The organism is Micromonospora sp. LHW51205 (assembly GCF_003315815.1).
Classification (GTDB): Bacteria; Actinomycetota; Actinomycetes; order Mycobacteriales; family Micromonosporaceae; genus Micromonospora; species Micromonospora chalcea.
Map to the genome: position 1 here is coordinate 253,503 of NZ_QMEZ01000002.1, position 26,167 is coordinate 279,669.

Here is a 26,167-nt window from a genome sequence, read left to right on the forward strand (position 1 = left end):
TCAGCGGACCAGGATGTGGACCGCCCGGGCGGCCGCGACGGCGGCCACCAGCACCGCGTGCCGGGGCTCCGGCACGTCGAGCAGGCGCGGCGCGCGCAGCGCCGCCAGCGGGGCCAGCCGTCGGTCGGTCAGCACCGTGTCCACCGCGCGCCGGTCGCCGCCGCACACCAGCGTCGACAGCGTTCCGGCCTCCGGCAACAGCAGGCGTACGGCCAGCTCGGCCGCGTCGCCCAGGGCCGCCTTCGCCTGGTTGTCGCGCCGCCGGGCGAACCGCTGCTGGGACCAGCCGCCCGCCGCGGTACGCCCCTGCACGTACCGGGTGTCCACCTTGGAGACCACCAGGTCGGCGCCGTCGGCGACGCCGACCGCGACAGCGCCCTTGCGGGCAAGCAGCAGACCGATCCGGCGGGCCGCGGTGGCGGAGGCGACGAATCCGGGTACGTCCGCCGACGCGCTCGCGCCGGGCGGGGTGTGCAGCTCGGCGGTGGCGTCGTCCGGGGCGGTGAGGAGGAGCCCGTACTCCTGGACTGTGGTCGTGGGCGGGCCGTGCCGGTCGGTGAAACCCTCGACCCAGCGGGCGACGCGGCCGGGGTCGACCTCGACCCACCGGCCGCCGCCGGCGGCGGGTCGGCTGCTCATGGCCCGACGGTACGGCATCGGCGGGCCCCGCAACGCAGCGCGGGAGGACACCGTGACCGGTGCCCTCCCGCGTCTACCGGGTGGATCAGTGGACGGTGAGGTTGCCGCCCTTCAGCGTGACCTCGGCGGTGCCGCCGCCCGTCCAGTCGGACGAGAAGAGCAGCGCACCGCCCTTCCACAGCGTGACCCCGACGGTGTCGTTCCTGCCGGGGGCGCCCCGGTCGGTCACCGTCACGGCCAGGGTCAGGCCGGAGGCCACCAGCTTGCCCTTGTTGTCGTACAGGGCGGCCTGGTAGCGCACCTGGGCGACCTTGCCCGCCGAGGTGACGCCGAGCGCGTCGACGGTGCCGGCCTTGATCGTGTACGCCTTCCCGCCGGAGCGGAACTCGATCTCGGCCTTGCCGGTGGCCGGCTTGTTCGCCTTGCCCGGCTTCGCGTTCAGCTCCACCTCGACGGTGGAGTTCACGTCGGCCGGGTAGGTGCCCGCCGAGCGGGTGGCGGTCAGGTGACCGCCACCGGTGAGGAACCCGCCGTCGGAGACGGCGACTGTCACCTGCGCGGTGGTGCTGCCCGTGTAGCTGCCGCCCACTGTCGCGGTGACGGTGTGCGTGCCCTTCGGCAGCGTGGCCTCGCACGCCGCGGACGCGCTCGTGGTGGCCGTGCCCAGCAGGGCCGGCACTGCGGCGCAGAGCGTCACGCCGTCCTTCGTGAAGGTGACGGTGGCGGTCCGGATGTCACCGGCTGTGGTGTCCGTCGCGCCGGGCAGCACCGAGCTGTCCCGGACCACGGCCCGCAGCAGGGCCTTGCCGGAGGCGCCGCCGGTCGCGGTGTTCACCAGCGTGTCACCGGCCCAGCTGACCGCCGCGTCCTCGGCGGTGACCGTGATCGTGAACGAGGTGCTGCCGGTCAGCCCGGAGCCGTCGGAGACGGTCACCGTGACCGGATAGGCACCCGGGGCCGCCGTGGTGGTGCCGGCGACCGTCCAGGTACGCGAGCCCGGCCGGGCGTCGGCCGCGGAGGTGCTCGTGACGGCCAGGGACAGGCCGGCGGGCAGCCCGGTGGCGGCGGCGGTCAGGTCCGCGCCCGTGGTGTCGCCGTCGGTGGCGGTGACCGTGACGGCAGGCGAGAGCGCGTCGCTGTACTGGACGCTCACGCCGTCCGGGGCGGTGCTGGTGACGGCCGGGGCGGACCGGATCGTGAAGTCGGCGTCGTTGACGTCGAAGAAGACGTTCCCGACCGCCTCGATCTTGATCCGGGCCTTCCCGGTCGCCACGTTCGGCAGCGTCACCGTCGCCGAGCCGGTGTTGGCGGTCTGCTCCGCCAGCACGTACGGGAAGGTCAGCCCGCCGTCGGCGGACAGCGAGATCTTCACCTGCGCGGCGTTCACCGGCGCCACGTCGGTGCCGGCCACGTCCCACGTCACGGTCTGGGTCGAGCCGCCGTCCAGGACGGCGGCGGCGCCCTGCGAGGTCACCAGGAACGGACCCGCGTCCGGCGCCAGCACCACGGCGACGTCGCCGCTGCCGATGCCGCCGCCGCCCAGCCGCCCGTCCCGGGCGGTGAGCTTGAAGTGCAGGGTCCGGTCACCCGCGATGCCGACCCAGTCGCGGGTGGGCAGGAACTCGGAGTAGCAGTCGACAAGCTCGGCCGGCACGTTCGACGCGCCACCGGTGGCCGGCGGCGCCGGGGCAGCCGGGCAGGCGCCGGTGGCCGCGTTGGTGTTGCCGGCCAGGATCTGCCGCATGTCCGGGAACACCCGGGTCGAGTCGGTGGTGACCGCGTTCAGCCCCGGCGAGTAGTACTTCAGCGTGTCCGTCGGCGACACGATCGCCGCCTCGCCGAACACCCGGAACAGCGGACCGTTGACCTTCGTGTTGTTCGTCAGCGCGGTGCCGGTCGTGGCGCCCCTGTCGTTCTGCTCCCACAGGTACGTGACGGTGTCGCCGTCGGCGTCGGTGGCGCTGCCGGTCAGCGCGAACGGCGTACGCACCGGGATGGTGACGGTCTCCGGGACGGTGACCACCGGGGCGTGGTTGGTGGTCTCCTCGACCAGCCAGCCGCCGTTGTCGATGGCGCCGCCCTTCGCCGTCTCACCGACGAAACCGGACGCGCCGGAGGCGTTCGTCAGCTCCAGCGACGCCACGTTGGTGGTGGCCAGCGTGCCGCCGAAGGTCACCTGGAAGCCGTTGTCGTTGAGCGTGCCGCTGCCACCGAACGCGGCCACGGTGACCGTCGCGCCGGCCGGCCAGCCGGCGATGCCCTCGATGGCCGCCTTGATGCCCGCGGTGGTGTAGTTGACGCCCCGCGTGATCGGCGCCGAGTCGCTGCCCGCGTAGCTGATGGTGAACGAGTCACCGTCGGCGTCGAACCCGTACAGCGAGACGTTCTGCACCTCGTTGATGGCCGGGCGGTTCGACGTGACGTAGTTGGTGATCTCGGTGTAGCTGCGGTGCGACCAGTACGGGTCGCTGTGCGGCTGGAGGTTGTCCTGCTGGCAGATGCCCGCGTACGCCATGATCGACGAACCGCTGCCCGGCTCGTACGAGTTGGCCGCGCTGCGGTTGCCGCCCGAGCAGTTGTACTGGGTGCCGTTGAAGGTGTGGTTGCCGGCGAACTGGTGACCCATCTCGTGCGAGACGTAGTCGACCGCGTAGAAGTCGCCGACCGGTGTCGGCAGGCCGGTGCAGCCCTGCGCCTTGCCGTTGCCGCCGATCACGCCGAGGCTGGCCACGCCGCCGCCGTTGACGCCCAGGCCGACGTGGCCCACGTCGTAGTTGCTCGCGCCGACCAGCTGGCCGAGCACGATCCGGTTACGGCTGAGCGTGCCACTGCCGCAGGAGGTGAGCTGCGCCGGCGTGAAGCATGCCGCCGCGCCGCACGGGCCGTTCGGCTCGGTGGCCAGGGCCGGCGTGTTCAGGTTGGTCTTGTCGGTGTCGTTGATCAGCACGAGCCGGATCGCCGTCTCGTCCTCGTAGATCTGGGTGACCCGGTTCATCAGCGTCACCTTCGCGGCGGTGACGTTCTCCGCGCCGAAGTAGGTGGCGTACGACGGGTCGGTCACCAGCGCCACCCGGTACGTGCGCAGCTTCACCAGCGGCCCGGCCGGGACGTCCGCCTCGGCGATCTCCTCGGCCAGCGCGTGCGCCTCCTGCGTGACGTCCGCACGCTCGACGAACTCGCCCTCCGGGTGCTCCAGGTCGCGGGCGAAGTAGCTCGCGTACAGGCTCTGGTCACGCTGGTAGTACGGGTCGATGTACCAGTTGCCCTTGGCCGACCGGACCGAGGCGTGGAACCCGAGCGGGGTGAGGTCCGCGCGGATGGTCGCGGCCGGGTCGTCCAGGCCCTTGCCGGCGTACGTGGTGATCTCCGGGTGCCTCGCGGCCAGACCGGCCTCCATGACCGGCGAGTCGACCAGCTCGAAGCGCTGGAACGTGCCGTCCGGAGCGGGCAGCGACACCACCTGCTTCGCCACCCGGGCCACCGCGACGCGCTTCTCGGCCGGCGCCTTGTCCAGCAGGCCCTTCATGGTGCCGCGGTCCAGCTTGTACGCGGTCAGCCGCTTGGCCTTGATCGCGGCCTGGCGGCCCGCCTTGGTGGCCGCCGGCTTGCCGTCCACCTTCTGCCACGGCCCGTGGACGCCGGGCGCGGCGGAGGCGGGCGCGGGCGCCGCGAGAACGGGAAGCGTCGCCGCGGCCAGCGCGGCGACGAGGAGGGCAGCGGTCCGTCCGCGCCGGGCGGGTTGCCGGTCGCGCGGCGGACGCCACAGGGTGATCCTCAAGTCTTCTCCCTGCTGGGTCTGGTGTGGATCGACGCACGACCGGCGGGGATGACCGGATGTACGTGAACGGTCCACGGATTGTTCCGTGACCCTAGGACCACTCGCGACTCCGAACATCAGCCGCGAAGATGATGCGGTTGCGTCCGGACGATGCTCCAGGTCGTCCCGGCTCCCGGAATCCGATCGATGCCGTCGGGCCGCGGCCGTCCCCTTCGGTCAGACGCCGAGCACCGTGGCGACCGCGAGGGCGGCGATGATGGCGCTGGACAGCAGCGCGGTGACCCGCCGCCCACGGGGACCGGTGAGGGCCCGGCCGATCAGCGAGCCGCCGCCGGCGATCAGCAACTGCCAGCTGGCCGAGGCGAGGAACACGCCTGCGGTGAAGGCGGCCGCGCCGACCGGGCTCGAGCCGAGCACGTCGCCCCGGCCGAGGACGAGCGCCACGAAGTAGACGACGGTGGCCGGGTTGAGCAGGGTCAGCGCGAGAACCGCGGCGAACGCCCGCACCGGCGTGTCCAGGCCACCCCGCGGACTCGGCTCCTGCGCCGGGGCGGGTGAGTTCGGCTCCTGCGCCGGGGCGGGTGGGCGCATCGCGCGCCAGGCGGTGAGGCAGGCGAGGGCCAGCAGCACCCCCGCGGCGATCAGCCGCAGCGGACCCGCGAACGGCGCGAGCCCGCTGGCCACCGCGGCCCCGCCGAGCGCCGCGACGGCCGCGTACATCCCGTCGGCGGTGGCCACGCCGAGCGCCGCCGCCGAACCGACCCGGAACGAGGTACGCGCGCTGAGCCCGAGAATGAGGATCGCGATCGCGCCGACCGGGATGGCGACGCCGTAGCCGGCGACCAGGCCGGCCAGGAACGCCCCGGTCACGACGAGGGGTGGTGGGCCGAGGCGGCCGGCGGCAGGGTGCGCTGTCGACGCGCGGCAGTGGCCGCACGGACAGGAGCCTGCTTCGGGTACGCCTCGATCACCCGCTCATCCTGCCCCCTGGTTCCCCCACCCCGGAACCGGTTTTCCCGCGCCTCGGTTGGACTGAAGATCTTGGTACGAATCTGCCCCCGTGGGGGGCGATCTCGTACCAAGATCTCGCCGTTCCGGGCACCAACGCCGGTGGCAGTGCCGCCGGGTCACCTTGATCGACACCACTTCGCCGATGTGGCGGCATCAAAGCCACTCCGACCACACCACTTCGGCGTAACGGTGTCGATCATGCCGAGAGAACACCGCGGGCGCGGCACCCCTCAAGGGTGCCGCGCCCGCGGCGGTGACCGGGAGAACTGTCAGACGTTGAAGCCGAGCGAGCGCAGCTGGTCGCGCCCCTCGTCGGTGATCTTGTCGGGGCCCCACGGCGGCAGCCACACCCAGTTGATCCGGATGTCGTTCACCAGGCCGCCACCGGGACCGGTGGTCAGCGCCTGCCGGGCCTGGTCCTCGATCACGTCGGTCAGCGGGCAGGCCGCCGAGGTCAGCGTCATGTCCAGGGTGGCCACGTTGTCGTCGTCGACGTGGACGCCGTACACCAGGCCCAGGTCGACCACGTTGATGCCCAGCTCCGGGTCGACGACGTCCTTCATCGCCTCTTCGATGTCGCCGATAGCGGCCTTGCCGCCGGCCGGCGCCGCCGCGCCCGCGGCCGCGCCGCCGGCAACAGCACCGTTGACGGCCGCGCCGTCCGTCGCCACCGCGCCAGCCTCGGGGGTCATGTTCTCGTCGCTCATGCCTTCACCTCCGGGCTCACGCCCACCCCGGCGCGTGCCGCGGCGTCCTTGAACGCCATCCACGACAACAGCGCGCACTTCACCCGGGCCGGGTAGCGCGCGACACCCGCGAACGCCACCCCGTCTCCGAGCACGTCCTCGTCCGGCGTGACCTGGCCCCGCCCGGACATCAACTGCACGAACGCCTCGTGCACCACCGCGGCGTCGCTCGCGGCCCTGCCGCGCAGCAGCTCGTGCAGGATGCTCGCCGACGCCTGGCTGATCGAGCAGCCCATCCCGTCGTACGAGATGTCGGTGAACACCGTGCCGTCGGTCGCCACCCGTACGGTGATCTCGTCGCCGCAGGTCGGGTTGACGTGGTGCGCCTCGCCGACCCGGGCGGCCGGGTCCGCCGCGTCCCGCAGGCCGCGGCCGTGCGGGTGCTTGTAGTGGTCCAGGATGATCTCCTGGTAGAGGGATTCGAGCTGCATCACTGGAACACCTTCCGCACCCGCTCCAGACCCGCCACCAGGGCGTCGATCTCCGCGGTGGTGGTGTAGAGGTAGAACGACGCCCGCGTCGTGGCCGGCACCCCGAACCGGGTGCACACCGGCCGGGCGCAGTGGTGGCCCACCCGCACCTGCACGCCGAGCGAGTCGAGCACCTGCCCGACGTCGTGCGGGTGCACGTCACCGAGCGCGAACGAGATCGTCCCGCCCCGGCCCACCGGCACCGTCGGGCCGAAGATCCGCAGGCCGGGCACGGTGGCGAGGGCGTCCAGCGCGTACGCCGTCAGCTCCTTCTCGTGCCACTGGATGGCCGGCATGCCGATCGCGGTGAGGTAGTCCACCGCGGCGCCGAGCGCCACCGCCTCGGCGATCGGCGGGGTGCCCGCCTCGAACCGGGCCGGCGGCGCGGCGAACGTCGAGCCGCCCATGGTCACCGTCTCGATCATCGAGCCGCCGCCCATCACCGGGGGCATCGCGGCGAGCAGCTCGCCCCGGCCCCAGAGCACGCCGATGCCGGTCGGGCCGCACATCTTGTGCCCGGTGAAGACGATGAAGTCGGCGTCGTGGTCGACCACGTCCATCGGCAGGTGCGGCACCGACTGCGAGCAGTCGAGCAGCAGCAGCGCGCCGACCTCGCGGACCCGCGCGGTGATCCGCGAGGTGGCGTTGACGGTGCCGAGGATGTTCGACATGTGCACCAGCGAGACGATCTTCGTCCGCTCGGTGACCAGGTCGTCCAGGCCGGACTCGTCGAGCCGGCCCTGGTCGGTGACCGGGAACCAGCGCAGCGTCGCGCCGGTGCGCTCCGCCAGCAGCTGCCACGGGACGATGTTCGAGTGGTGCTCCATCTCGGAGATCACGATCTCGTCGCCGGGGCCCAGCCGGAACCGGGGGTCGCCGTCCGCGCGCAGCGAGGCGTTGGAGAAGGCGTACGCCACGATGTTGATCGCCTCGGTGGAGTTCTTGGTGAACACCACCTCGTCCACGCTCGGCGCGTTGATGAACGCGGCGATCTTCGCCCGCGCGCCCTCGTACGCCTCGGTGGCCTCGGTGCCCAGCGTGTGCACCGAGCGCGACACGTTGGCGTTGTGCAGCGCGTAGTGCTCGGCGAGCACGTCGAGCACCTGCCGCGGCTTGTGCGAGGTGTTGGCGCTGTCCAGGTAGACCAGCGGGTGGCCGTTGACCTCCCGGTCGAGGATCGGGAAGTCGGCCCGCACCTTCGCCACGTCGAAGCGCGGCACGTCGTCGTACTGCGGCATGCCCGCCGGGATGGCCATCGAGGTCATGGCAGGTCAGGCCCGTGCCGCGCCGGCTCCGGCGACGTAGCGCTCGTAGCCCTCTTCCTCGAGCTTGTCGGCCAGCTCCCGGCCGCCCTGCTCAACGATCCGGCCGGCCACGAAGACGTGCACGAAGTCGGGCTTGATGTAACGCAGGATGCGCGTGTAGTGGGTGATCAGCAGCAGGCCGGTGTCACCGGTGTCGCGTACCCGGTTCACGCCCTCGCTGACCACGCGCAGCGCGTCCACGTCCAGGCCGGAGTCGGTCTCGTCGAGGATCGCCATCTTCGGCTTGAGCAGCTCCAGCTGCACGATCTCGTGCCGCTTCTTCTCGCCGCCGGAGAAGCCCTCGTTGACGTTGCGCTGGGCGAACGCCGGGTCCATCTGGAGGCGCTCCATGGCGCCGCGCAGCTCGCCGCCCCAGGTGCGCAGCTTCGGCGCCTCACCGTCGATGGCGGTCTTGGCGGTACGCAGGAAGTTGGCCACCGACACGCCGGGGACCTCGACCGGGTACTGCATGGCCAGGAAGAGACCGGCGCGGGCCCGCTCGTCGACGGACATGGACAGCACGTCCTCGCCGTCGAGGGTCACCTCGCCGCCGGTGATCTCGTACTTCGGGTGACCGGCGATCGAGTACGCCAGCGTCGACTTGCCGGAGCCGTTCGGGCCCATGATGGCGTGCGTCTCGCCGGAGCGCACGGTCAGGTCGACCCCGTGCAGGATCGGCTTGAGCTCACCCTCGGGCAGCTTGACCGACACCTTCAGGTCGCGGATCTCCAGGGTGCTCATCAGCGGGTCACTCCATTGCTCGGCAGCGGACGGCCGTCGCCGTCCACGGAAAGGTAGATGTCGCCGTCGCGGACTTCGACGGAATAGACGGGTACGGGTTCGGTCGCGGGCAGCCCGGTGGGCTCACCGGTACGCAGGTCGAAACGGGATCCGTGCAGCCAGCATTCCAGCGTGCAGCCCTCGACCTCGCCCTCGGACAGCGCCACGGCGGCGTGCGAGCACTCGTCGTGCACCGCGTAGAACACGTCGTCCTCGCCGTGCACGATCGCGACCTGCACGCCGTCCACGTCGGCGCTGATCGCGGTGCCCTTCGGCACGTCCTCGGTGGAGCAGATCTTGAGCATCAGGCGCCGGCCTTCGCCAGCCGGGCCTCGATGGCGTCACCGAGGCGCTCGCGCAGGTCCTCGACCGGGATCTTGTTGATCAGCTCGGCGAAGAAGCCGCGCACCACCAGGCGCCGCGCCTCGGCCTCCGGGATGCCCCGGGCCATCAGGTAGAACAGCTGCTCGTCGTCGAACCGGCCGGTCGCGCTGGCGTGCCCGGCGCCGGCGATCTCGCCGGTCTCGATCTCCAGGTTGGGTACGGAGTCGGCCCGCGCGCCGTCGGTGAGCAGCAGGTTCCGGTTGATCTCGTACGTGTCGGTGCCGGTGGCCTCGGCGCGGATCAGCACGTCGCCGACCCAGACCGTGTGCGCGTCGTCGCCCTGCAGCGCGCCCCGGTAGCCGACGTTGCTGCGGCAGTCCGGCACGGTGTGGTCGACCAGCTGCCGGTGCTCCAGGTGCTGGCCGGAGTCGGCGAAGTAGACGCCGTACAGCTCGGCCTCGCCGCCGCGCTGGGTGTACTCCACCGACGTGTACTGCCGGACCAGGTCGCCGCCGAGGCTGACCTGCACGTGCAGGATCCGGGCGTCGCGGCCCAGCCGCACCTTCAGGTGCTGCGCCTGCACCGCGTCGTCGGCCCAGTCGGCGACGGTGACCAGGGTCAGCTTCGCCCCGTCGCCCACCGACACCTCGACGTTGTCGGCCAGCGTGGCCGAGCCGACGTGCTCGATCACCACGGTGGCCTCGGCGAACCGGTCCACCTCGACGAACGTGTGGCCGAAGGCGAGCGCCTCGGCGTTCTCGCCGACCACCCGCAGGCGCACCGGCGCCTCCACCACCGCGTCGCGGGCGACCCGCACCAGCAGCGCGCGGTCGGCCCCGCCGTACGCGAGCGCGCTGACCCGGTCGAACGGGGTGAGCACGCTGCCCACCCGGGGGTCGTCCCGGCCGATCCGGTCGACGGTGACGCCCTCGGGCAGGTCACCGTACTCGTGCCGGACCGCGCCGGTCGCGCCCTGCGCCGACCCGGTCAGGCCGCGCAGGCGCTTGAGCGGGGTGAAGCGCCACTCCTCCTCCAGGCCGGTCAGGGCCGGGAAGTCGGCGACGTCGTACGAGCGGAGCGCCTGCGACTTGGTCGTGGGCGGCGCGGAAGCCTGGGTAGTCATCTCTTCCTTGTGTTCTGCGACGAGGTGTCAGGTGAGGCGGAGGACGGGGGCCGGCGTCAGCCGACCGCGCCCTCCATCTGCAGCTCGATCAGGCGGTTGAGCTCCAGCGCGTACTCCATCGGAAGCTCCTTGGCGATCGGCTCGATGAAGCCGCGCACGATCATCGCCATCGCCTCGTCCTCGCTCAGGCCCCGGCTCATCAGGTAGAAGAGCTGGTCCTCGCTGACCTTGGAGACGGTCGCCTCGTGCCCCATCGACACGTCGTCCTCGCGGATGTCGACGTACGGGTAGGTGTCGGAGCGGGAGATCGTGTCGACCAGGAGCGCGTCGCACTTGACCGTGCTCTTGCTGCTGGTCGAGCCCTCCAGCACCTGCACCAGACCGCGGTACGAGGTGCGGCCGCCGCCCCGGGCGATCGACTTCGACACGATGGTCGAGGAGGTGTGCGGCGCGGCGTGCACCATCTTGGCGCCGGCGTCCTGGTGCTGGCCCTCGCCGGCCATGGCCACCGAGAGCACCTCGCCCTTGGCGTGCTCGCCGGTCATGTAGACCGCCGGGTACTTCATGGTGACCTTGGAGCCGATGTTGCCGTCGACCCACTCCATGGTCGCGCCCTCGTGGCACACGGCACGCTTGGTGACCAGGTTGTAGACGTTGTTCGACCAGTTCTGGATGGTCGTGTACCGGCACCGGGCGTTCTTCTTGACGATGATCTCCACGACCGCGCTGTGCAGCGAGTCGGAGGAGTAGATGGGCGCGGTGCAACCCTCGACGTAGTGCACGTACGCGCCCTCGTCGACGATGATCAGCGTCCGCTCGAACTGGCCCATGTTCTCCGTGTTGATCCGGAAGTAGGCCTGCAGCGGGATGTCCACGTGCACGCCCTTCGGCACGTAGATGAACGAGCCACCGGACCAGACGGAGGTGTTCAGCGCGGCGAACTTGTTGTCGCCGACCGGGATGACCGTGCCGAAGTACTCCTTGAACAGGTCCTCGTGCTCCTTGAGCGCGGTGTCGGTGTCCAGGAAGACGACGCCCTGCTCCTCCAGGTCCTCACGGATCTGGTGGTAGACCACCTCGGACTCGTACTGCGCCGCGACACCGGCGACCAGGCGCTGCTTCTCCGCCTCCGGGATGCCGAGCTTGTCGTAGGTGTTCTTGATGTCCTCGGGCAGGTCCTCCCAGGAGGTGGCCTGCTTCTCGGTGGACCGCACGAAGTACTTGATGTTGTCGAAGTCGATCCCGGTGAGGTCGGCGCCCCAGTTCGGCATCGGCTTGCGGCCGAACAGCCGCAGGCCCTTGAGCCGCAGGTCGAGCATCCAGGCCGGCTCGTTCTTCTTGGCCGAGATGTCCCGCACCACCGCCTCGCTGAGGCCGCGCTGGGCGGACGCCCCGGCGACGTCGGGGTCGGCCCAGCCGTACTCGTAACGACCGAGGGCCGCGAGCTGCTCCTCCTGGGTCAGGGGCTGAACGATCTGCTCGGTCATCTATCTGTCCTCACAGTGGTGACGGTGGAACCGGACTGGGCGGGAATGTGCGTGGTGCACACGCCGTCGCCGTGCGCGATGGTGGCCAGGCGCTGTACGTGGGTGCCGACCAGACGGGAGATGACCTCGGTCTCGGCCTCGCACAGCTGAGGAAACTCGGCGGCCACGTGCGCCACCGGGCAGTGGTGCTGGCAGAGCTGGCCGCCGGAGGCGATCGTGGACGCGTTGGCAGCGTAACCCTCGGCGGTGAGCGCCCCGGCGAGCGCCTCGGCCCGCGCGAGCGGCGCGTCTCCCGCGTCCTCCATGGCCGCCCGGCAGCGGGTCTCCAGCGCGGAGACCTGCTCGGCCGCGAACGCCGCGACCGCCTCGGCGCCGCCGGTGCGGGCGATCCACCGCAGCGCGGCGGTGGCCATGTTGTCGTAGTGGTGGGTGCCGCAGCGGCCCCGGGCCGCCTCGGTGAGCGCGAAGACCTTGGCCGGCCGGCCCCGCCCCCGGCTGCCGCGCACGACCTGGTCGCGGGCGACCACGTCGCCGTCGGCGAGCATGGCGTCGAGGTGCCGGCGGATCGCGGCCGGGCTGAGGCCGAGCGCCGAGCCGAGCTGCGCTGCGGTGGTGGCGCCCCGCTCCAGCAGGAGCTGGGTGACCCGGTCACGGGTCGACAGGTCGGCCGGAGCGGACTCCCGCTCGACGTGCCGGGTGCCACGACGCGACCGCGAACCGCCGGTGACCGCACCGGTCACCGACGCCCGGGACAGCGCCGCCGCGTTTTTCACAACGGCAACGTTACGTAAATCGTCCGGGGCTCGCAAACCCGGGTCCGGTGATTCCGACCACCGAGGTGGCGGAGTCACCCGATCGGGATCAACTACGGTGCGTAGGATTCGCTCCGTGAAGCGTTCCGTCCGGTTCCCGGTCTCGTCCACGCTGCTGCGCCGCCTCGCGCTCGCCTCGATCATCGCGAACGTCGCGATCGTGGTCACCGGCGGGGCCGTCCGGCTCACCGCGTCCGGGCTCGGCTGCCCCACCTGGCCCCGGTGCACCGACGACTCCTACACCACGACCGCCGAGATGGGCGTGCACGGGGTGATCGAGTTCGGCAACCGGCTGCTCACCTTCGCGGTGGGGATCATCGCACTCGCCGTCGTGCTGGCCGTGCTGGCCCACCGTCCCCGCCGGCGCGGGCTGCTCCCGCTGGCCGTCGGCGTGCTGTTCGGCATCCCGGCCCAGGCGGTCATCGGCGGCATCACCGTGCTGACCGACCTCAACCCGTGGGTGGTCGGGCTGCACTTCCTCGCCTCGATGGCGGTCATCGCCGCCGCGTACGCGCTCTGGCGGCGGATCAAGGAGCCGGACGGGCCGGACAGCCCGACCGTGCCGGCGCCGCTGCGTACCCTCGCCTGGATCACCACGGCGGTGAGCGCGTCGGTGCTGGTGGTCGGCACCTGGGTGACCGGCAGCGGCCCGCACGCCGGCGACCACGGCGCGGCCCGCAACGGCCTGGACCCGACGCAGATCTCGCAGGTGCACGCCGACGGCGTCTTCCTGCTGATCGGTCTCTCGGTGGCGCTGTACTTCGCGTTCCGGGCGGTCGGCGCGGAGCGCGCGGCGCGGGCCGCCGCGGTGCTGATCGCGGTCGAGCTGGGCCAGGGCGTGATCGGCTTCGTCCAGTACTTCACCCATCTACCCGGCGTGCTCGTCGGCGCGCACATGCTCGGCTCCTGCCTGGTGCTGCTGGCCACGCTCGGCGTCCTGTTCGCGACCCGGGAGCGGCTGCCGGCCGCCCCGCCGGCCCCGGCCGAGCCGGTCGCCGAGCCGGTGGGCGCCGGCGCCTGAGCGGGCGTTATCGCGCGACGGGAACGGGAAAGCGGTCCGGGCCACGGACCGTACGCCCGAGGGGAGTTCCCGGTGCCGCGCAAGAGCCTCGCCACCACCACGCCGCAACGGCTGACGCCGGTCGCCGGCGCGCCGCTGTGGTGCGACGCCCACGAGCACGGCCTCACCGGCGACGGGGTGACGAACGACCAGCCGGCGCTGGCGGCCCTGGTGGACCGGCTCGGCGCCGGGTACGACGCCGACGGCCGGGCCCGGGTGATCTACTGTCCGCCCGGCCTGTACTCGATCCGCGACGCCGGCACCGTCTGGCGCAGCGGTGTCTCGCTGATCGGCGCCGGACCGGCCGCGACCCGGTTCCTGCTCAGCAACGAGGGCGACCGCAGCGCACCGGTCCCGCTGGCGTACTGGACCACCGTGCAGCACGGCGCCGACCGGGACCGGCACATCGCCGACTGCACGTTCGCCGACTTCGAGATCGACGGCTCCGGGGTCGCCCAGACCTCCTACGACTACCTGGCCAAGGGGCTGGGCCTGCAGTACGTGGTGCGCGGCGTGTTCCGCAACCTCTACATCCACCACACCGGGGCGACCGGCCTGGGCTGTGACTTCCTCCAGGACAGCCTGATCGACGGCGTGGTCGTGGTGGGGTGCGGCCGGCTGGACAACGGCGACCAGATGGGCGGCGCCGGGATCGGCGTCGGTATCGGCGGCTGGGGCGACGTGGAACGCCTCACCATCGCCAACTGCACCACCATCGGCAACGGCACCAACGGGATCTTCCTGGAGTTGCAGAAGGACTACTGGACCCCACCGCGCGGTTTCCGGATCATCGGCTGCCACAGCCAGGCCAACCGGTTCGGCATCTCCGACTGGGGCGCCGACGGGCTGATCGTCTCCGGCTGCACCATGACCAACAACCTGGAGGCCGGCTTCGACGTGTCCGGCAACGGCACCGCCGGGGTGGCCGGGCGCGGCGGCCTGCTCACCGGCTGCGTGATCGACGCCAACGTCGGCGACGGGATCAGCATGGGCAACACCCCCGGCCCGTACACGGTGCAGGGCAACCGGATCAGCCGCAACGGCGGTTTCGGCTACCACGAGCACGATCTGGGCCACGGCTACCGGGGCGCGGCGGCCGACGTGGTGATCCAGGACAACGACATCCGGGAGAACGCGCTGGACGGCATCCGGATCGACCGGCCGATGCTGGACACCTCGATCGTGGGCAACCGGATCCGGGACAACGGCCGCCGCTCCGCCCCGGCCTGCTCCGGCTCCGGCGAGGCGGTGCGCTACGGCCCGCGCGAGCTCACCGACGGCAACGCGGACTGGCCCGACGGCGGGCACCGGGGCAAGGTGGTCCGGGTCGGCTCACGGGACGCGGTGGTGTCCGACAACAGCGCCACCCGGCTCTCCCTGGCCGAGGTACGCCCGGACGGCACCACCGGCTGGAACGAGGCCACCCCGGGGCCGGGCACGAGGTACGAGCTGCCGGACGGCCCGCCGGCCTGCGGCGGCATCACCATCGCCGCGCCGTTCGACTCGGCCACCGTGCGCGGCAACCGGATCTGGCACCGGGACGCCGACACCCAGGCGTACGGCATCTGGGTCACCGAGGCGGGCAGTTGCGTCTCCTGCGCGTTCGAGGACAACGACCTGGCCGGCACCGAGGCCGCGCTGCGGCTGGACACGCCGCCGATCGGCGGCCGCTGGGCACGCAACCACAGCGACCGCGACTGACCTCCCGGCGGCGCGGGCGGCACCGGCGGCTCCGGTTCAGCCGGGCCGGCGTCGGTGGTGACAGCCAGCATGACCAAGCTGCCGGTGCTGACCGCGTACGCGACGATCAGCACCCAGAGATCGCCGTCGCGGTGCAGCAGCTTGGCGACGTGCAGGCCGAGCAGCGCGCGCTGATGGTATCGAAGACGCGGCCCGGTGGGCCCCGGCGAAAGCCGCCGACGCCACGATGGCGGCGACGGCCGGCCAACGCGCCGCCAGCCCGAGTGGAAACGCGCCCCCTCGTGCCACCCATGGCGTTCCACTCACGGCACGGACGGATCGCGAGTGGAACACCATGGGTACCTGGACAGCCCTGAGACACCCATGGTGTTCCACCCAGGGCCCCGGCAGACAGCGAGTGGAACACCGTGGGTGCCTCGAGCCCTGAGACAGCCTGGCGTTGCGTGCACCGCGTTGGGTGGGTCGGCGAGGTGCGTCCGCAGCCGGGAGGGTCGCGGTCCCGGGCCCGCTGCCAAAGCCCGGACGCCGCCAGGGCCGGCACGCTCGCCACGGCCACGGCCACGGCCACCGCCAGGCGGGACGGGTCAGGCGCGGGGGGTCAAGTGGGTGAGCACCGCGTCGGCGAGCCGGTCCGGGGCGCCGTCGGCGTACCCGACGAACAGGCTCGGCTCGGTCAGCTCCAGCTCGACCAGCACCGGCGTGCCGTCCGGGCCGGGGATCAGGTCGACCCGGGCGTAGAGCAGGCGGTCCGGGCCGCCCGGCACGGCTGCCAGCACCTTCTCGGCCACCGCGCGCTGCTCCGCGGTGGCGGTGCGCGCGTCGATGCGCTCCTCCTTGTAGAGCGCGGCCTCGCCCAGGTCCGGCCCGGTCAGCATCGGACCCTTGCGGATCGCGTGGCTGAACGCCAGGCCGTCGGGCCCGGCCAGGAACAGCAGCGCGGTCTCCCCGGCGGTGTCCACCGCCTCCAGGTACGGCTGGACCATGGTGACCCGCCCGGCGTCGGAGAGCCGCCGTACGTGGGCCACCGCCAGTTCCCGGTGCTCCCTGTCGGTCAGGTCGTAGCGGCCGGTGTCCTGGCTGCCGGCGCTGACCGCCGGCTTGATCACGTACTCGCCGCCCGCCGGTGGGGTCCACTCCCGCCCGGGCTCGACCCACTGCGTCGGCACGGTGGGCGCTCCGGCGGCGGAAAGCTCGGACAGGTAGCGCTTGTCGGTGTTCCAGGCGACCACGTCGGCCGGGTTGACCAGGGCCGGCACGGTACGCGCCCAGGCCACGAACTCGTCGCGCCGCCGCGCGTAGTCCCACGGGGAGCGGATCACGACCAGGTCGTACCCGGACCAGTCGACGGCCGGGTCGTCCCAGACCGCGATCTCGGTGGTGACCCCGCGGGCGGCGAGCGGGCCGAGCGCGAGCCGGTCGTCCGGGTCGAGGTCGGGCAGCTCGGCGCAGGTGACGAAAGCGACCCGGGGTCTCCCCCGGGTCGACTGGTGGTGGTTGGTCATTCGGTTATGTCAACGGGCCATCGTGCGCCGGGCCATCGACCGCCACAGGTCGTTGCTCGGACGCATCTGGTCCATCAGTTCACGCTCCCAGGCGTTCTCGACGTCGACCCCGGCCTTCGCGCAGGCCTGCCGCGCGACGTCGGTGCCGTCGGCGAACTGGTCTGCCCATACCCCGTCGGAACCCACGAGGACGATCCGTGCGCCGCGCTTGCCGACGTACTCGATGACCGCCTTCGCGCCGCCGTGTCCGGCGGCGAACGACTTGATGCCCGCGACCAGGCCGTTGGGGGCCTGCTCCGCGGTCTTGTCAGCCGTCAGCGTCGTATCGGAACCATCTGCCATGACGCGAAGCCTAAGCAGAGTTCCACCCGGATGTGCGAGAACCATGAACTGAATGTGATGCCAATTACCCGCCGGTTTAAGAAGAACCACAGGTAATTCGCCTGCATATGTCGCTTATATCTGGGCGCAGCGGACGGGCGAGATCGTCACAATCTGTCCGGGTTGGACCCCTCCGGGGAAGCCCGAAAAAAATTTCTGATGAACCGCCGGACGGGCGCGTCAGAGCAGCGCGTCGAGCGCGACGGCCGCGAAGAGGATCGTGAGGTACGTGGTGGACCAGTGGAACAGCCGCATCGGCTTGACCGCCTCGCCGCGCGTCGCGCGACGGCACAGCTTGTGCGCCTCGACGAGGAAGATCCCGCCGACCACGAGCGCGGTGACACCGTAGATCGGGCTCATCCCGAGCGGCCAGACCGCCAGCGAGGAGAGCACGGTCAGCCAGGAGAACCCGATGATCTCGGCGTTGACCCGCCGGACCGAGGCCACCACCGGCAGCATCGGCACGCCGGCGCGCGCGTAGTCGGCCTTGTACTTGATGGCCAGCGCGTAGAAGTGCGGCATCTGCCAGAAGAAGACCACGGCGAACAGGCCCCACGCGGCCGGCGCCAGCGAGCCGGTGACAGCGGCCCAGCCGATCAGCACCGGCGCGGCCCCGCAGATGCCGCCCCAGAACGTGTTGGCGGCGGTGGTCCGCTTCAGCCACAGCGTGTAGACCAGGTCGTAGTAGGCGATCGCGGCGAGCGTCAGCACCGTCGCCAGCCAGTTGGTGGTCGCCGCCATCAGCGCCACCGAGACGGCCGCCAGCACCAGACCGAAGATCAGCGCGCTGCGCGGAGAAACCGTGTGCGCGGGCAGTGGGCGGCGCTTGGTGCGCCGCATGAGCTGGTCGATGTCCCGGTCGATGTAGCAGTTCAGGACGCTCGCCGCGCCGGCCGCGAGCGAGCCGCCGACGAGCACGACGGCGACCAGCCACAGCGACGGCATGCCGCCGTCCGCGAGCATCATCGCCGGAACGGTGGTGACCAGCAGCAGCTCGACGATCCGCGGCTTGGTCAGCGCCACGTACGCCGCCACCACGGCGCGTACGTCCCGCCGGCCGCTCGCCGGCGCCTCCGCCACCGCGCCCACCGGCGGCTGCCCGGCAGGGTTGCTGACGGGGCGCTCGGTGATCATGCTCACGGATTGCCACCTTCCGGCATCGGCGGGGGGAGGTCGTTCGGCCCGGACCCGTCGAGGTCCACACACCGCCCCACACACTACGCGGCGTCGTTTTGGCTGCCCCGCAGACCCGGCAACGGTGCGAGCCGTCACACCTGGGGTTGAACGACCGGACGTCCGCGATCCGTACAGAACAGCATGCTGAGATCCCCGGGCGGACGTTTAGCACCGCTCGATAGGGTCATCAGTGAGGGTTCCGCCCATCTGCCGAGGAGCACAACCATCGTGGCTGCCAACCGACCCGAGCTTCCCGCTCTCAACTGGTCCGACCTCGACCGCAGGGCCGTCGACACGGTCCGCGTGCTGGCCATGGACGCCGTGGAGAAATCCGGCAACGGCCACCCGGGGACGGCGATGAGCCTCGCCCCGGTGGCGTACCTGCTCTTCAACCGGGTCATGCGGCACAACCCCGCCGACCCGAACTGGGCCGGGCGCGACCGGTTCGTGCTCTCCGCCGGCCACTCCAGCCTGACGCTCTACATCCAGCTCTTCCTCTCCGGCTACCCGCTGTCGCTGGACGACCTCAAGGCGCTGCGCCAGTGGGGCTCGCTCACCCCGGGTCACCCGGAGCACGGCCACACCCCGGGCGTGGAGACCACCACCGGGCCGCTCGGCCAGGGCCTCGGCAACGCGGTCGGCATGGCGATGGCGGCCCGCCGCGAGCGCGGCCTGTTCGACAGCGAGCCGGACCGCGCCGACTCGCCGTTCCGGCACGACATCTGGTGCATCGCCTCCGACGGTGACATCGAGGAGGGCATCACCCACGAGGCCAGCGCGCTCGCCGGTCACCAGCAGCTCGGCAACCTCTGCGTGATCTACGACGACAACGAGATCTCGATCGAGGACGACACCCGCATCGCCAAGAGCGAGGACGTGGCGGCCCGCTACGAGGCGTACGGCTGGCACGTGCAGACCGTCGACTGGCGCAGCGGCGACGCCGACCAGGGCGACTACCACGAGGACGTGGAGGCGCTGTACCAGGCGCTGCTGGCCGCCAAGGCGGAGACCGGCCGGCCGTCGTTCATCGCGCTGCGCACCATCATCGGCTGGCCCGCGCCGAACAAGAAGAACACCGGCAAGATCCACGGCTCGGCGCTCGGCGCGGACGAGGTGAAGGCCACCAAGGAGATCCTCGGCTTCGACCCGCAGCGCACCTTCGAGGTCGACGAGGAGGTGCTCAAGCACGCCCGTCAGGTGCTGGAGCGTGGCGCGCAGGAGCAGGCCGAGTGGACCACCGGGTTCGACGCCTGGGCGCAGGCCAACCCGGAGCGCAAGGCGCTGTGGGACCGGATGGCCACCCGTACGCTGCCGACCGGCTGGACCGACGCGCTGCCGACCTTCCCGGCGGACGCCAAGGGCGTCGCCACCCGGGCCGCCTCCGGCAAGATCCTGGAGGCCCTGGCGCCGGTGCTGCCGGAGCTGTGGGGCGGCTCGGCCGACCTGGCCGAGAGCAACAACACCACGATGAAGGGCGAGCCGTCGTTCGTCCCGGCTGCGCACGCCACGAAGGACTTCCCCGGTGACGAGTACGGCCGCACGCTGCACTTCGGCATCCGCGAGCACGCCATGGGCGCGATCCTCAACGGCATCGCCCTGCACGGCGGCACCCGCCCGTACGGCGGCACGTTCCTGGTGTTCAGCGACTACATGCGCCCGGCGGTGCGGCTGGCCGCGCTGATGAAGCTGCCGGTGACGTACGTCTGGACGCACGACTCGATCGGCCTCGGCGAGGACGGCCCGACGCACCAGCCGATCGAGCACCTGACCGCGCTGCGGGCCATCCCCGGCCTGGACGTGGTGCGCCCGGCCGACGCCAACGAGACGGTCTGGGCGTGGCGGCAGGCGCTGGAGCACACCGACCGGCCGACCGCGCTGGCGCTCAGCCGCCAGGCGCTGCCGACGTTCGACCGCACCGACCTGGCCGGCGCCGAGGGCGTCGCCAAGGGCGGGTACGTGCTGGCCGAGGCGTCGAACGGCAAGCCGCAGGTGATCCTCGTCGGCACCGGCTCCGAGGTGCAGCTCTGCCTCACCGCACGGGAGCGGCTGGAGGCCGACGGCACCCCCACCCGGGTCGTCTCCATGCCCTGCCAGGAGTGGTTCTTCGCGCAGGACGAGGCGTACCGGGAGTCGGTGCTGCCGCGCGGGGTAAAGGCACGGGTGAGCGTGGAGGCGGGCATCGCGATGTCGTGGCGCGCGATCGTCGGCGACAGCGGCGAGTGCGTGAGCATCGAGCACTACGGCGCCAGCGCGCCGCACACCGTGCTCTTCGAGCAGTTCGGGTTCACCCCCGACCGGATCGTGGCCGCCGCGCACGCGGCGCTGACCCGGGTGGGCGACATCACCGGTTTCACGACCGGCAACTGAGGGGAGCGTGGACGGCATGACGGACAGGCTGAAGGAGCTCCAGGGCGCCGGGGTGGCGATCTGGCTCGACGACCTTTCCCGGGTACGGCTGAGCTCCGGCGGGCTGGACAAGCTGCGCCGGGAGAGCCACGTAGCCGGGGTGACCACCAATCCGACGATCTTCGCCAAGGCGCTGAGCGACGCCGGCGAGTACGACTGGCAGCTTCGTGACCTCGCCGTACGTGGTGTGGACGTCGAGGAGGCGGTCCGCATGCTCACCACGTACGACGTGCGGTGGGCCTGCGACGTGATGCGCCCGTCGTACGAGACCAGCGGCGGCGTGGACGGCCGGGTGTCGATCGAGGTGGACCCGCGCTCGGCGCACGACGCGGCGAAGACCGTCGCCGAGGCCAAGGCGCTGTGGTGGCTGGTCGACCGGCCGAACCTGTTCATCAAGATCCCGGCCACCGAGGAGGGCCTGCCCGCGATCACCGCGACGCTGGCCGAGGGGATCAGCGTCAACGTCACGCTGATCTTCGGCCTGGACCGGTACTCGCAGGTGATGGAGGCCTTCCTGGCCGGGCTGGAGCAGGCGCAGGCGAACGGGCACGACCTTTCGAAGATCGGCTCGGTCGCCTCGTTCTTCGTCTCCCGGGTCGACACCGAGGTGGACAAGCGGCTGGAGAAGATCGGCTCGGACCGGGCCAAGGCGCTGCGCGGCAAGGCCGCTGTCGCCAACGCCCGGCTGGCGTACGAGCGTTACGGCGAGGTGTTCTCCTCGGCGCGCTGGCAGAAGCTGGCCGACGCGGGCGCCCACCCGCAGCGCCCGCTGTGGGCCTCCACCTCGACGAAGAACCCGGACTACCGGGACGTCATCTACGTCGAGGAGCTGATCGCGCCCGGCACCGTCAACACCATGCCGGAGCCGGTGATCCACGCCTACGCCGAGCACGGCGAGACGAAGCCGGACACCGTCACCGTCGCGTACGACGACGCCCGCCAGGTCTTCGCCGACCTGCTGGCGGTGGGCGTTGACCTGTCCGACGTGATCGCCACGCTGGAGCGCGAGGGCGTGGAGAAGTTCGAGGCGAGCTGGGTGGAGCTGCTGGAGGGGGTCAAGAAGTCCCTCGCCGAGGCGGCCAAGGGCTCGGGCAGCCCGCACCGGGCGGCCGGGAAGAACGCGCAGGCGGCGCAGCAGGCCGGCGGCAACGCGTGACAGACGGCGTCCGACGCGTCCCGGGGCCCGGCCCCGGGGCGCGTCGCGCCGTACCGTGGTTTGGGTGAGGGGCGGCACCGTGAGTGACCTGCTGGCCGGGCGGGCCGACATGGCCGCCGGTCTGGCCGTGCGCGGCGCGGACGCCCTGGGCGCGTCGGCGCGCGCCACGCTCGTCGCCCACGACGTCCCGGCCCGGCTCGCCGCCGCCGACCCGGCCCTCTGGGGGCCCGCCGCCGAGCCGGCGGCCCTCGACCGGCTGGGCTGGCTGCACGCCCACCGGCGCAGCCGGGACCTGCTCCCCCAGCTCGCCGAGCTGGCCGCCGAGCTGAGCGACCTGGACCACGTGGTGCTGGCCGGCGCCCCCGACGACACGCTCGCCGCCGAGGTGCTGGCCGAATGCCTGGGCCGGCCGGTGACGGTGCTCGACACCGCCGATCCGGGGCCGGTCCGGGCCGCGCTCGCCGACCGCCCGGCGCGTACCCTCCTGGTGCTCGCCGCCCGGCACGGCCTGGACCGGACCACCGACGCCCACCTGCGGGCCTACCGGCAGGCGTGGGCGGACGAGGGCCCGGATGCCGCCCGGCACGTCGTGGTGGTCACCGAGCCCGGCACGGACCTCGCGGCGCGCGCCGACGAGCTGGGCGCGGTGGTGCTCCCGGCCGAGCCCGGCGTGGCCGGGCCGTGGGCCGCGCTCACCGCGTTCGGCGTGGTCCCGGCGGCGCTGGCCGGCGCGCCGGTCGCCGAGGTGCTGGACGAGGCGGAGGCGCTCACCGCCGCGCTCGACCGGGCCCGGGACAATCCGGGCCTCGCGCTCGGCGCGGCCCTGGGCGCGGCGCCCGGCGAGGGCCGGCACACGGTCGCGCTGGTCCCCGACGGCACCGGACTCGACGGCCTGGGCCGCTGGGCGGGCGCGCTGCTCGCCGACGCGACCGGCGGACGGCTCCTGCCGGTGGCCGTGGAGTCCCCCGACTCCCCCGGCGCCACCGGGCCGGGCGTGCTCACAGTCGGTCTCGGCGGCGCCCTCGGCGCGGGCGTCGGCCCGGGCGTGGCCGCCGACGTCGCCGTCAACGGGCCGCTCGGCGCGCACCTGCTCACCTGGACCTACGCCGGCGCGACCGCCGCGGTGACGCTGCGGACCGACCCGTTCGCGGCGCCCGCCGCCGCGGCGGCCGACGACGAGGCGGACAGCGGGCCGCCGTCGTCGGTGGAGGACGCGATCGAGGTGTACGCCCCGAGCGGCGCGCCGGCCGACCTGACCGGCGCGCTGTGCTGGCTGCTCGACGAGCTGGGCGAACGGGAACACCTCGCGGTCACCGCGTACCTCGACCCGCGGGCCGACGCGGCGCTGGCCGGGCTGCGCCCGCTGCTGGCACGGCACACCCGGCGGCCGGTCACCTTCACCTGGGGACCGCGCCGGCCGGAGCACACGGACACCCGCGGCCGGCACCTCCAGATCACCGGTGCGGTCACCGATGATCTGGAAGTGCCCGGTCGTCCGTACACCTTCGCGCAGCTCCAGGCGGCCCAGGCCGCCGGTGACCGGCGGGCCCTGGCCGGCCGGGAACGACCGGTGCTGCGACTGCACCTGACCAAGCGGGCGGCTGGCGTCGCCCAGCTGCTGGATACGGCCGGACGGACACGCACGTGACGATCAATGACCTGGAATCAGCGGACCGAGACGCAGGAGGAGGTGGCCCGGTGAACCCGCTGCGCGACGTCCAGGACCGGCGGTTGCCCCGGATCCCCGAGCCGTGTGCCCTGGTGATCTTCGGGGTGACCGGCGATCTGGCCCGCAAGAAACTACTGCCGGCGGTCTACGACCTGGCCAACCGGGGGCTCCTGCCGCCCGGTTTCGTGGTGCTGGGCTTCGCCCGCCGGGACTGGGGCGACGGCGACTTCGAGTCGGTGGCGCACGAGGCGGCCAAGAAGCACGCCCGCACCCCGTGGCGGGAGGAGGTGTGGGCCCGGCTGGCCGGCAACATCAAGTTCGTCGGCGGCTCGTTCGACGACGACGCCGCGTTCGACCAGCTCGCCGCCACGCTCGACGAGCTGCGCGACTCGCACGGCATCGCCGGCAACGCCGCCTTCTACTTCTCCATCCCCCCGGCGGCGTTCCCGGTGGTGCTCAAGCAGCTCGCCCGCACCGGCATGGCCGACAACGACAGGTCCGGCGGCTGGCGCCGCGTGGTGGTGGAGAAGCCGTTCGGCAACGACCTGCCCTCGGCCAAGGCGCTCAACGACCTGGTCGACGACGTCTTCACCCGCCAGGACGTGTTCCGGATCGACCACTACCTGGGCAAGGAGACGGTCCAGAACATCCTGGCGCTGCGGTTCGCGAACAACCTGTTCGAGCCGCTGTGGAACTCCAAGTACGTCGACTCGGTGCAGATCACCATGGCCGAGGACGTCGGCATCGGCACCCGGGCCGCCTTCTACGACTCCGTCGGCACCGCCCGTGACGTGCTCCAGAACCACCTGCTCCAACTGCTCGCGCTGGTCGCGATGGAGGAGCCGACGAGCTTCGACGCCGACGAGATCCGCGCCGAGAAGCTCAAGGTGCTCAAGGCGATCACCGTGCCGCACGACGTCTCCGAGGACACCGTGCGGGGCCAGTACCTGCCCGGCTGGGTGGGCGGCGAGCGCGCCAAGGGCTACCTGGAGGAGGAGGGCGTCCCGGCGGGCTCCACCACCGAGACGTACGTGGCGGTGAAGCTGGGCATCCAGAACCGGCGCTGGGCCGGGGTGCCGTTCTACATCCGGGCCGGCAAGCGGCTGCCCCGGCGGGTCACCGAGGTGGCCATCATGTTCAAGAAGGCGCCGCACCTGCCGTTCAACGCCGCCGACATGGAGTCCCTCGGTCCCAACCAGCTCGTCATCCGCGTGCAGCCGGACGAGGGCGTGGTGCTGAAGTTCGGCTCCAAGGTGCCGGGCACCACGATGGAGGTCCGCGACATCGCGATGGACTTCCAGTACGGCGAGGCGTTCACCGAGTCCAGCCCCGAGGCGTACGAGCGGCTCGTGCTGGACGTACTGATCGGCGACCGGACGCTGTTCCCGGACGCCGCCGAGGTCGAGCAGAGCTGGCAGGTCGTCGACCCGCTGGAACACGCCTGGGAGGGCACGACGCCGGAGCCGTACCGGGCCGGCGAGTGGGGACCCCGGGCCGCCGACGAGATGCTGGCCCGCGAGGGCCGGGCTTGGCGGAGAGCGTGAGCGAGCACTGCGAGCGAACCAGGAGGCTCCATTGATCGGGCTGTGGGACACCACCGGCAACGAGGTGGTCAAGGCGCTGGCCGCGGAACGGCGCAGCGCGGGCGGGGTGGCCAGCGGCATGGCGCTCACGCTGATCGTGGTGGTGGACGAGAAGCGGGTCCGGGAGGCCGAGGCGGCCGCCACCATCGCCGCGGCGGCGCACCCCTGCCGCCTGCTCGTGGTGGTCCGCTCCGACGTGGAGCGCGACCGCAACCGGCTGGACGCGGAGATCGTCGTGGGCGGCCGGCTCGGGCCGTGCGAGGCGGTGGTGACCCGGATGTACGGGCGGCTCGCGCTGCACGCCGAATCCGTGGTGATGCCGCTGCTGGTGCCGGACGTACCGGTGGTGACGTGGTGGCACGGCGAGCCGCCGGAGGAGATCGCCACCGACTTCCTCGGTGTGGTGGCCGACCGGCGGATCACCGACTCGGCGCAGGCGGCCGACCCGATCGCCGCGCTGCGGCAGCGGGCCCACGACTACGCCCCCGGCGACACCGACCTGGCGTGGACCCGGATCACCCCGTGGCGCACGCTGGTGGCGGGCGCGTTCGACACCACCCAGGCCCGGGTCACCGAGGCCAGCGTGGTGGCGCCCCCGTCGGACCCGACGGCCGCGCTGATGAGCGGGTGGCTCAAGGCCCGGCTCGGCATCGAACCGACCTGGGAGCGGACCGACGAGTTCCCGCGCATGCGTCAGGTGCAGCTGCGCTGCGCCAACGGCGACGAGCTGACGCTGACCCGCGACGACAGCATCGCGGTGTTCCGGCGTACCGGGCAGGAGGACCGCACGCTGCCGCTGGTCCGCCGGCCGCTCGGTGACGAGCTGGCCGAGGAGCTGCGCCGCCTCGACGCCGACCAGGTGTACGCGGAGGCGCTCGGCGCTGCGGCCGGGATCACCGGACTCGACCAGCGGCCGGCCCAGCGGGTGCACGTGTGGAAGGATCCGGCGACCGCCCAGCGGGCCGAGGCCGGCGTGACCGCGCACGCGGGCGCGACCGCGAACGAGTGACCGCCCGGACCGGGTGGTCGGAGGCACAGGTGACCGCCGGTGGGCGGTCG

Annotated in this window: 21 protein-coding genes; 7 read left to right on the top strand and 14 right to left on the bottom strand. The window is 72.3% G+C overall.

Translation table 11 applies throughout. The features are described 5' to 3' along the window. The 11 genes from DQE82_RS09080 to DQE82_RS09130 form a co-directional block, all read right to left on the bottom strand. Positions 1-639, bottom strand: a complete 639-nt coding sequence (locus DQE82_RS09080; protein WP_166456856.1) for an acVLRF1 family peptidyl-tRNA hydrolase — start codon at positions 637-639, stop codon at positions 1-3. 85 nt (positions 640-724) lie between these two features. Further along, positions 725-4,417, bottom strand: a complete 3,693-nt coding sequence (locus DQE82_RS09085; RefSeq protein WP_233514622.1) for a M12 family metallo-peptidase — start codon at positions 4,415-4,417, stop codon at positions 725-727. Positions 4,418-4,633: 216 nt separating this feature from the next. Next, positions 4,634-5,287, bottom strand: coding sequence for a LysE/ArgO family amino acid transporter (locus DQE82_RS09090; protein ID WP_113972479.1), 654 nt, complete (start codon positions 5,285-5,287; stop codon positions 4,634-4,636). A gap of 410 nt (positions 5,288-5,697) precedes the next feature. Beyond that, positions 5,698-6,120, bottom strand: a complete 423-nt coding sequence (locus DQE82_RS09095; protein WP_064446423.1) for a metal-sulfur cluster assembly factor — start codon at positions 6,118-6,120, stop codon at positions 5,698-5,700. Positions 6,121-6,131: 11 nt separating this feature from the next. Further along, positions 6,132-6,605 (bottom strand): Fe-S cluster assembly sulfur transfer protein SufU, encoded by a 474-nt coding sequence (gene sufU / locus DQE82_RS09100; protein ID WP_064445308.1) that lies wholly within the window; start codon positions 6,603-6,605, stop codon positions 6,132-6,134. Further along, complete coding sequence (locus tag DQE82_RS09105) at positions 6,605-7,909, bottom strand: cysteine desulfurase (protein ID WP_064445307.1); 1,305 nt, start codon at positions 7,907-7,909, stop codon at positions 6,605-6,607. The genes sufU and DQE82_RS09105 overlap by 1 nt, the downstream gene beginning before the upstream one ends. 6 nt (positions 7,910-7,915) lie before the next feature. Next, a complete protein-coding gene (sufC, locus tag DQE82_RS09110) occupies positions 7,916-8,689 on the bottom strand; it encodes a Fe-S cluster assembly ATPase SufC (protein WP_064445306.1) in 774 nt (257 codons plus the stop codon). Then, positions 8,689-9,033: a non-heme iron oxygenase ferredoxin subunit gene (locus DQE82_RS09115; RefSeq protein WP_064445305.1), complete on the bottom strand. Its 345-nt coding sequence runs from the start codon at positions 9,031-9,033 to the stop codon at positions 8,689-8,691. The genes sufC and DQE82_RS09115 overlap by 1 nt, the downstream gene beginning before the upstream one ends. After that, the gene (sufD, locus tag DQE82_RS09120) at positions 9,033-10,175 is read right to left on the bottom strand and encodes a Fe-S cluster assembly protein SufD (protein ID WP_069089093.1); all 1,143 of its coding nucleotides are present in this window, start codon (positions 10,173-10,175) and stop codon (positions 9,033-9,035) included. Before sufD ends, DQE82_RS09115 begins: the two co-directional genes overlap by 1 nt. Positions 10,176-10,231: 56 nt before the next feature. Further along, positions 10,232-11,662: a Fe-S cluster assembly protein SufB gene (gene sufB, locus DQE82_RS09125; protein WP_013287447.1), complete on the bottom strand. Its 1,431-nt coding sequence runs from the start codon at positions 11,660-11,662 to the stop codon at positions 10,232-10,234. Then, on the bottom strand, positions 11,659-12,324 hold the full coding sequence (locus DQE82_RS09130; RefSeq protein WP_223201463.1) for a metalloregulator ArsR/SmtB family transcription factor: 666 nt from the start codon (positions 12,322-12,324) through the stop codon (positions 11,659-11,661). The genes sufB and DQE82_RS09130 overlap by 4 nt, the downstream gene beginning before the upstream one ends. 208 nt (positions 12,325-12,532) lie before the next feature. Here DQE82_RS09130 and DQE82_RS09135 point away from each other — a divergent pair, with 208 nt between their 5' ends. Together DQE82_RS09135 and DQE82_RS09140 are read left to right on the top strand one after the other, a co-directional pair. Further along, positions 12,533-13,495, top strand: a complete 963-nt coding sequence (locus DQE82_RS09135) for a heme A synthase (RefSeq protein ID WP_176722841.1) — start codon at positions 12,533-12,535, stop codon at positions 13,493-13,495. A 72-nt stretch (positions 13,496-13,567) separates the two neighbouring features. Further along, the gene (locus DQE82_RS09140) at positions 13,568-15,235 is read left to right on the top strand and encodes a right-handed parallel beta-helix repeat-containing protein (protein ID WP_069089091.1); all 1,668 of its coding nucleotides are present in this window, start codon (positions 13,568-13,570) and stop codon (positions 15,233-15,235) included. Positions 15,236-15,819: 584 nt separating this feature from the next. Here the strand turns inward: DQE82_RS09140 and DQE82_RS09145 are convergent. From DQE82_RS09145 to DQE82_RS09155, 3 genes are all read right to left on the bottom strand, one after another. Next, the gene (locus tag DQE82_RS09145; protein ID WP_069089090.1) at positions 15,820-16,737 is read right to left on the bottom strand and encodes a RimK family alpha-L-glutamate ligase; all 918 of its coding nucleotides are present in this window, start codon (positions 16,735-16,737) and stop codon (positions 15,820-15,822) included. A 9-nt stretch (positions 16,738-16,746) separates the two neighbouring features. Further along, positions 16,747-17,079, bottom strand: coding sequence for a hypothetical protein (locus DQE82_RS09150; protein WP_013287454.1), 333 nt, complete (start codon positions 17,077-17,079; stop codon positions 16,747-16,749). 219 nt (positions 17,080-17,298) lie between these two features. Continuing rightward, positions 17,299-18,258, bottom strand: coding sequence for a heme o synthase (locus tag DQE82_RS09155; RefSeq protein WP_043329632.1), 960 nt, complete (start codon positions 18,256-18,258; stop codon positions 17,299-17,301). 264 nt (positions 18,259-18,522) lie between these two features. Here DQE82_RS09155 and tkt point away from each other — a divergent pair, with 264 nt between their 5' ends. The 5 genes from tkt (at position 18,523) to DQE82_RS09180 (ending at position 26,117) form a co-directional block, all read left to right on the top strand. After that, entirely contained in the window at positions 18,523-20,661 is a 2,139-nt protein-coding gene (gene tkt, locus DQE82_RS09160; RefSeq protein ID WP_043329631.1) for a transketolase, read from the top strand. Positions 20,662-20,677: 16 nt separating this feature from the next. Continuing rightward, positions 20,678-21,856: a transaldolase gene (tal, locus tag DQE82_RS09165; protein WP_043331133.1), complete on the top strand. Its 1,179-nt coding sequence runs from the start codon at positions 20,678-20,680 to the stop codon at positions 21,854-21,856. 79 nt (positions 21,857-21,935) lie between these two features. Further along, positions 21,936-23,504: a glucose-6-phosphate isomerase gene (locus DQE82_RS09170; RefSeq protein WP_113972480.1), complete on the top strand. Its 1,569-nt coding sequence runs from the start codon at positions 21,936-21,938 to the stop codon at positions 23,502-23,504. A gap of 50 nt (positions 23,505-23,554) precedes the next feature. Then, the gene (gene zwf / locus DQE82_RS09175) at positions 23,555-25,069 is read left to right on the top strand and encodes a glucose-6-phosphate dehydrogenase (protein ID WP_043329630.1); all 1,515 of its coding nucleotides are present in this window, start codon (positions 23,555-23,557) and stop codon (positions 25,067-25,069) included. 31 nt (positions 25,070-25,100) lie between these two features. Beyond that, positions 25,101-26,117, top strand: coding sequence for a glucose-6-phosphate dehydrogenase assembly protein OpcA (locus tag DQE82_RS09180; RefSeq protein ID WP_043329629.1), 1,017 nt, complete (start codon positions 25,101-25,103; stop codon positions 26,115-26,117). Positions 26,118-26,167: the final 50 nt, after the last annotated feature.

Excerpts from the sequence above, each read along its gene's own strand:
- DQE82_RS09080 (WP_166456856.1), bottom strand. The coding sequence starts at position 639 with ATGAGCAGCCGACCCGCCGCCGGCGGCGGCCGGTGGGTCGAGGTCGAC.
- DQE82_RS09095 (WP_064446423.1), bottom strand. The coding sequence starts at position 6,120 with ATGACCCCCGAGGCTGGCGCGGTGGCGACGGACGGCGCGGCCGTCAAC.
- sufU (WP_064445308.1), bottom strand. The coding sequence starts at position 6,605 with ATGCAGCTCGAATCCCTCTACCAGGAGATCATCCTGGACCACTACAAG.
- DQE82_RS09105 (WP_064445307.1), bottom strand. The coding sequence starts at position 7,909 with ATGACCTCGATGGCCATCCCGGCGGGCATGCCGCAGTACGACGACGTG.
- sufC (WP_064445306.1), bottom strand. The coding sequence starts at position 8,689 with ATGAGCACCCTGGAGATCCGCGACCTGAAGGTGTCGGTCAAGCTGCCC.
- DQE82_RS09115 (WP_064445305.1), bottom strand. The coding sequence starts at position 9,033 with ATGCTCAAGATCTGCTCCACCGAGGACGTGCCGAAGGGCACCGCGATC.
- sufD (WP_069089093.1), bottom strand. The coding sequence starts at position 10,175 with ATGACTACCCAGGCTTCCGCGCCGCCCACGACCAAGTCGCAGGCGCTC.
- sufB (WP_013287447.1), bottom strand. The coding sequence starts at position 11,662 with ATGACCGAGCAGATCGTTCAGCCCCTGACCCAGGAGGAGCAGCTCGCG.
- DQE82_RS09145 (WP_069089090.1), bottom strand. The coding sequence starts at position 16,737 with ATGACCAACCACCACCAGTCGACCCGGGGGAGACCCCGGGTCGCTTTC.
- DQE82_RS09150 (WP_013287454.1), bottom strand. The coding sequence starts at position 17,079 with ATGGCAGATGGTTCCGATACGACGCTGACGGCTGACAAGACCGCGGAG.
- tal (WP_043331133.1), top strand. The coding sequence starts at position 20,678 with ATGACGGACAGGCTGAAGGAGCTCCAGGGCGCCGGGGTGGCGATCTGG.